The 7,275-nt window shown below is 45.4% G+C and carries 5 protein-coding genes; 3 read left to right on the top strand and 2 right to left on the bottom strand.

Features of this window, described 5'->3' with window-relative positions:
- Window positions 1-91 precede the first annotated feature (91 nt).
- From L215_RS0108565 to L215_RS0108555, 3 genes are all read left to right on the top strand, one after another.
- The gene (locus L215_RS0108565; RefSeq protein ID WP_027451647.1) at window positions 92-1,264 is read left to right on the top strand and encodes a site-specific integrase; all 1,173 of its coding nucleotides are present in this window, start codon (window positions 92-94) and stop codon (window positions 1,262-1,264) included.
- Window positions 1,265-1,642: 378 nt separating this feature from the next.
- Window positions 1,643-4,771: a C1 family peptidase gene (locus L215_RS0108560; RefSeq protein WP_025883891.1), complete on the top strand. Its 3,129-nt coding sequence runs from the start codon at window positions 1,643-1,645 to the stop codon at window positions 4,769-4,771.
- Between the two features lie 72 nt (window positions 4,772-4,843).
- The gene (locus L215_RS0108555) at window positions 4,844-6,328 is read left to right on the top strand and encodes a leucine-rich repeat domain-containing protein (RefSeq protein WP_025883890.1); all 1,485 of its coding nucleotides are present in this window, start codon (window positions 4,844-4,846) and stop codon (window positions 6,326-6,328) included.
- Window positions 6,329-6,364: 36 nt separating this feature from the next.
- On the opposite strand, the gene L215_RS0108550 is transcribed toward L215_RS0108555, so the two are convergent.
- Window positions 6,365-6,661 carry a helix-turn-helix domain-containing protein gene (locus tag L215_RS0108550; protein ID WP_025883888.1) on the bottom strand — a complete coding sequence of 99 codons (297 nt, stop codon included), beginning with the start codon at window positions 6,659-6,661 and terminating at the stop codon, window positions 6,365-6,367.
- A 5-nt stretch (window positions 6,662-6,666) separates the two neighbouring features.
- Window positions 6,667-6,945, bottom strand: coding sequence for a helix-turn-helix domain-containing protein (locus L215_RS0108545; RefSeq protein WP_025883633.1), 279 nt, complete (start codon window positions 6,943-6,945; stop codon window positions 6,667-6,669).
- Window positions 6,946-7,275: the final 330 nt, after the last annotated feature.

The following is a 7,275-nucleotide window of genomic DNA, read 5'->3' as shown; positions in this document are numbered from 1 at the left end:
GATATGCTCATGTGACTCCGAAGAAGCTTTTCGATGAGTTTGAGCAATTTCTCTCTTTCACTGAAGACTTAACCTTAACCTTGTAAGAGCTATGCGTAGTACATTTAGAATACTATTCTATATCAATAAGAGCAAGACCAAAGCAGACGGCACAACGGCAATCCTTTGCCGTATTACCATAGATGGAGCGAGCGTGGTGATAACCACAGGCGAAAGCACTGTCCCCCAGGATTGGAGCGTGAAGCGAGGGGAAACAAAGGAGAAGAAGACCAACCAACGCTTGCAAGCCTTTCGGGAGAATGTCGAACAAGGCTACAATACTTTGCTTTACAAATATGGAGCAGTGAGTGCCGAGTTGCTGAAGAACTACTTGCAGGGTGTCGGGAAAACTCCAACGACTCTGCTTGCTCTTAGTGTGGAAGAGCTCAAAGCCCAACGAGAGTGCAGTAGTGCGGGGACGTATAGGAACAATCGGTATGCCGATAGGCTGCTTAACTCTTTTGTTCGCAGTCGCAGTGAGCGGGATGTCCCCTTGTCGGCTCTTACGATTGAGTTCTTTGAGGATTATCGCTTCTATCTGAAGAGGGAGGGCTATGCGCCCGCAACGATAAATAGCCATCTCTGTTGGTTGAGTCGATTGATGTATCGAGCCGTTAGTCAGGGGACGATACGCTTCAATCCGTTTGAAGAGGTGAAGTATGAAGTTGTGGAGCGCAAACCTCGTTTTCTGAGTAAGGGCGATGTGTCAAAGCTCTTGGCATTCTCGTTGCAGGATGAAGGAGCAGAACTAAGCCGAAGAATGTTCCTTTTCTCCGTCTTTACAGGCTTGGCTTTTGTTGACTTGCAGGGGCTACGAGCTTCGCAAATCGAGACGAACAGCGAGGGGAAGCGGTATATCCGCAAGGCAAGACAGAAAACGGAGGTGGAGAGTTTGATCCCCCTGCATCCGATAGCGGAGCAGATACTCGCTCTTTACACGAAAGAGAAGAGCAGAGGAGACTACAAGATATTCCCCGATACAATGAGCGACTGGAAGCTACTTCGTCATCTCAAAGCCGTAGGGTTGGCTTGCGGCATCCGTACTCCGTTGACTTGGCACTGTGCAAGGCATACGTTCGGCACGCTAACGCTAGAGGCTGGTGTGCCTATTGAGAGCATCGCTAAGATGATGGGGCATTCGTCTATTGCCAGCACGCAAATCTACGCCCAAGTCACCGACCAAAAGATTGCAAGGGATATGGAGAGGTTGATGGAGAGATACTGAAAAAGAAAAGAGAAAGAGAAAAGGCGAATTAAGTAGGCAATGTCAATGAGTATAGAAAGACAATGATTTATTATGACATATAGCTGCGTGAAATACCTATTTATAGGTGTTGCAGAAATGCTTTCAAATGTGTACATTTGCATTACGTTAATGTCATTTGGTAATCATTCTACCATTTGCATAGTGTAAAGATAGAAACGAACATTTGGTCGATTGCAGAAGCCGAAGAAACTTCACATATCTAGATGGGAAGTATTGAAGCAAATAAACTCGTAGTGCATATGGATTATGAACGTTTCATCTCAAAACTATGATTCAGGAAAGGAGGATATATCATTATGGTTAACTTGATTGTTCCACTTTTAAATTAATGTCATTATGAAAAAGAAACACGTGCTTTTAACCTTAGCTTTTGTCTTTGTCTGTGTTTTGAAGATGCAAGCACAGAACCTTGAGACAAATATTATGAAGGTTTTGTCACAGGACGAGACAGTCCTCTCATTCAGCACAGACGAGTCGAGGAACATTTCTGGCATCCTTGCGAGCGGAGACGTAAAGTTCACCTCCTCCAACGGATATGTCAGGATCTTGGCAGAAGACCAATACGGGTATGAGAAACTTGTTTATGAGTCGTTTCCCACCCTTGCTTCTGAAGGAGGCAGGGACAGTTTTGAACTTATGGGGTTTGAAACAGGGAAAATAAAGGATTTCATTCCCGAGAAAATCTGTGTCCGCATCTCCGATGCCGAACTGGAGCATCTTAAAATCATCGTTTCAGGAATACAAACTCTTCAGCATGCACCTTCCCTGCAAGCTCGCACAAAGTCTGTACCTCTGTCTGTTGTCCCCATTTTCGACGAATACGCCATGCGCCGTCGTTTCATCGCCCGTCTCAATCTGGAATTAGCGGCTTCCGGTGCGCTATGGCGGGCAGGTGACACTCCGTTCAGCCGTCTCTCCTACGAGGAGAAGAAAGAAATGTACGGAGGTGTCGTACCGCACTTCAATGGTGCGGAATATTATATCGGAGGCATCTTCGACGTGGATAATTACGCTACCGGCTCTGGGCAGAGCCAACAATCCTTTTACGTCCCAGATTTCGATTGGCGTATGCGCCACAGTGCCACAATCAAGGGTTCTCCCTATTTCCAGAATGAGATTACGGGATGGATTACTCCCGTAAAAGATCAGGGAAACTGCGGATCCTGCTGGGCATTCTCCGCCACAGGTGCCATGGAAGCCGTTGCAAAACTCTACCGTAACACGACATATAACTTCGACCTGTCTGAACAGGAAGTGGTTTCTTGCTCAGGAGCAGGGAGCTGCAACGGAGGGTCGGCTTCTTCCGCATTGGATTACATCAGCCACGATAGGATTCAAGACGAATTTTCGTTTCCGTACAAAGCTCAGGATCGTCCCTGCTCAGAAAACGGCGAACCTCTGTATACGATAAAAAATGTGGGGAAAGAATTGTTCACCCCTATCAAAGGCAATGATTTCGCCTCAATTGAAAAATTGAAATCCATGCTGATTAAGAGCCCACTTGCCGGGCGCATCGGTTCTTGGTCTCATGCCATGACCTTGGTAGGCTACAAGACGATAAAGGCCGGAGACGTGGTTTACAGCACGACTTCCACCAAGATTACCATTCAGCCAGGAGACCCTCGCATCGGCAAGACGGCTTGGATCTTCAAGAACAGCTGGGGGAAGAATTGGGGAGATCACGGTTTTCTGTATGCCTTTGTGAACATCAACAACATGAGCAACTCCGCAACTCCGACCCTCCCATTCGAGTACAAGTACTATCCGTACAACAATCCCTCAGCGGCATCCCCTGTGCTCGCTTCGGCACTTCTTGCATCGGCACGGGGCTATGACAAGGACAATGACGGTTACTATTGGTGGGGAATCGGTCCGCGCCCCAGCAACCTTCCCGCAAACGCCAAGTGGGAGGAGGACAGCGATGACAGTGACGCCTCCATTGGTCCGATGAACCAATACGGCTTTCCCAAGCTCTTAAAAAACTATGACCTATATATCAAGGACAATGTCGAGGACCTGGGCTTCGAGCCGAATACGACTATTAAAAATGATAATTTTTGGAGCGCGCCTCAAGTTTGGGTCAGACATCAAAAAGATGGCATACAAGAGCATCAAAACCCATTTGGAGGAAAGACAAATTACATTTATGTAAGAGTTTGGAACAGGGGACAGAAGAAATCTCCCGAATCAAGAGTAGCTGCTTTTTGGGCAAAAGCTGGGACGAACCTGCAATGGCCCGATGCTTGGACTGGTCAAATGACGGTAGAGAATATACCTGTAGGAGGTACCGTTCCAAAACTAGGTATTGTACCTCCTTTGGATCCGGGTAAGTTTGCTGATGTTCCAATAGAATGGTCTACACCAGATCCAAAACAATTTTCAATCATCACCAATGCTGCTGTCGGAGGAGACAATCTTTGGCATTTCTGTCTTTTGCTGAAAATTGCCGACAAGAATGATGGCCTCACATACCCCAATCTATCCGATATTTACAGTTATGTTTCATATAACAACAATGTTGCGCAAAAAAATGTGACGATAGTAGAGGTCGGCTCCGGCTCCACCTATGAAGGAGCGGTCTCGGTCATAAATAATTTCACAAACAAGGAGGCTTACAGTCTTGACATGATAGAGTTGCCGAACGCAATCAACGGAAGTTCAAACACCCTCTTTGACAATGCAAGAGTGCTGCTTCGTATGGCTCCAAAAGTTCTTGCTGCATGGAATGAAGGAGGCAGACAAGGCGTAAAGGTAAAATCCACAAGAAATCCTTACATACAGGAATTTGTCTCATCAAACGGCTCGTTGAGCAATATCATGCTCGCTCCCAAGGAAATCGGTCTCGTCAAGCTGAGCGTGAACTTCCAAACCGTCCTCCCAGCAGGAAGCAATCCAGAGAGGCACACCATTCTTCTTCGTCAGAAGGATAAGGACGGAAACGTGATTGGAGGAGAGACCTTTGAGTTCATTCGTGAGCCGAGACCTGTATTGCGTCCGCTAATAATCGAAGACAGGAATGAAGACGGAGTAACACTCTCTGTAACGGGTGTAGATGAGGACGCTGCCTACCAATGGTTTGATTCCAATGGGAAAATGATTGCCGAAGGGACAAAAATGACCTGCACACCTCAAAAGGATGAAACTTATAAAGTTGAGGTAACGGCAAAGAAAGACGGCTATCTCACGTCTTCGGAACTTCTCGTGAAAGCCAGTGAGGGAAATATGAGGGTAACTCCTGTTCCCGTCAAATCGGAATTGACTGTTTCGTATGATCTTCCAACTGGTGAATACTACTTGTGCATTACAGGGGCGCAAAACCAACAGAATTATGGGAACTACCCCCTTGATTGCACCAAGAGAATGACACAGATCAATGTGTCAGACCTGCCACAGGGAATCTACGTTGCCACGATTATCGAACGGAATGGACAGACGAGAGAGTCCGTAAAGTTCATCAAGGAATAAATTCTTTTGAAGGAGAGGAGGTTTGATGACACCTCCTCTCTTCCTTTATATTAATCATAAGCTCGATGACTGATGAAATCAAAGCTTTACCCAATATTATTGTTGCTGATATTCACAACAATAGCCAAAGCACAGGAATATTATGTGGAAACGCCAGGAACGTTACAGGAGGTCATTGGACCGGGAGCCGAAGAACTCACCCGCATTCGGGTGACGGGAACACTTAACGACAGAGACATCGCATTCCTTCATTACCTGTGTTGGCCCATTGCTCCAAAGCCCACAGACATGAAAGATGAGAGTTATCTGAAAATAGCGATGGAGAAAGAGGATACCCTCAAGACATGCTTGAGGCATCTGGACATGGAGGATGCACGCTTGGTGAATGATGCTCTACCCGACAAGGCTTTTTACGGAAGTTACATAAAAGACTATAAGTTGCCTAAGACACTAAAAAAGATCGGTAAGAATGCTTTTGGTTATAATGTTCTCCTCAAAGAGTTGATTATCCCCGAAAGTGTGGAGGAAATAGGCGATAATTTACTTTTTTATAGCATAAAAATAGAAAAAGTGAGACTTCCGGACAATCTTGAAGTAATGAATGATATGTTATTTGCAGAATGCTGGAAACTCAAAGAGGTGAATATCCCATCCAAACTTCGGGAAATGTATGATAACATTTTTATAAACTGCTGTGAAGTTTCTCCTTCTGTGGCAATTTTACCCGAAACGGTTGAGATATTGGATGGCTCTCCGTATTATGGGATTAGTACGATTGAAGAAACGGTTGTCCCTAAGAATGTAAGAGTTTTAAGACAAACCTTTTCGGGAATGGCAGGATTGCGCAAAGTAACGATCCTCACCGATAAATTGACGGAGATTGGAGATGATGCCTTTAATTGGTGCAGTGCTTTGGAGGAGGTCAATATTCCGGACGGAATTACGCGAATTGGCGAAGGAGCTTTCTTCTGGAACCTCAGGCTCCGTAAAGTAAATATCCCTTCCACAGTCATACGCATCGAGAAACACGCCTTTGACAGCGCACCCTTGGATTCCATTGATATACCGGCAGGTGTGACTTTTATAGGCAGGAACGCATTTTGGAATAATAGTAAATTGCAAAAGGTTTACGCACGGCCTATAATTCCTCCAGTGACTACAGAATGGACAAATGGCGATGGCCCATATCTGCCATTCGACTCTTGTCCGATGGAAACTGCTATTCTTTATGTTCCAAAGGGTTCTGCCGATGCCTACCGCACATCCATGGTGTTTTCGGAGTTCAAGAATATTGTAGAGTTGGAGGCTTGGCAATGGCCGACTTCCATCAGTACGCCAACCATGCCGACCGATGCATACCAAGTGTACGGAAAGGATGGCACGCTACATATCGAGGCAAACGGCAACGTGAACTATGAGCCTGCATCTGTCAATGTATATAACATCAGCGGAACTCTTGTTTGGAAAGGGCAGATAACCAATCAAGCAACAATCTCCCTACCCAATGGATTTTATGTTGTACATATAGGAAAAACCGTCTGCAAAATATCATTATAACAATCCTCTCAAAAGAGAAGTCTCTCTGTTCTCAATCTACTTGATTACTCCTTTGTAGTTTTCTTGAAGCAGTCTGTTTATGTCTGAGAGCCGATAGAGGATTTTCCCTGCGATTTGGGTGTAAGGGATAATGTTTTTATCCCGGTAGTCTTGCAGGGTTCGAGGGGAAAGGAACAGTCTCTCGCAGACCTCCCTTCCTGTGAGGTAGATTTCACCTTCAAAAAGAGGACGATGAGTTTGAGCGATGCTTCTGACTCGATTCGTCAAACCTTTAATGCCAGAGATGAGTTGTTTCATCTCTGGTGTTTCTTTATTGATAGTTTCGTACTCCATAGTCGTTAACCTTTACGAGTGTTAGAGTTAGCGAGGAGAGCTTCCACATCCTCACGTTTGTAATAGCACTTATGTCCGATTTGGATAAAGGGCAGCACTGACGAGTCCCGATAGTGTTGCAATGTTCGCTTACTGATGTTCAGTATTCGGCATACATCCCCATTGTGTAGTAAGTCAGGGAATTGAGCTGGTGGCGCAAAATGTTCATTGAAACTCTTTGTCAGCTCCTCGATGCACTCTTTCAGTTCCTCCCAAGCGGAGGTGTCAATGGCTGTAAATCTCATTTTGTTGTTGTGTTATTTGCGTTGTTATTACTTTCTGACGCAAAAGTAAGCAGGCTCTTCCACTATTCCTCCAAGCGCAGAGATAGCGGGATATACAAGGAAATGTCAGGAAAAGTGGCTCTTGACCACTGTCTGATTGTCCATACTTTATTCCATTGCGTCACTAGTTCAAGTAATCACTTCAATCCATCGAAGTAAAGCAACGCACCCCATAGCAAACGACACACTTTTCGTTAGTGCTATTTGCACACTCATAGAGCCTCTTTTCCTCCAATCGGATTGTGAAAAGGGGCTTTTCGTTGTGTCGTGTCTGAGAAAAGCGATGCACTC

Source organism: Porphyromonas uenonis DSM 23387 = JCM 13868 (assembly GCF_000482365.1).
GTDB lineage: Bacteria > Bacteroidota > Bacteroidia > Bacteroidales > Porphyromonadaceae > Porphyromonas > Porphyromonas uenonis.
This window is presented reverse-complemented; position numbering and strand designations above follow the sequence as displayed.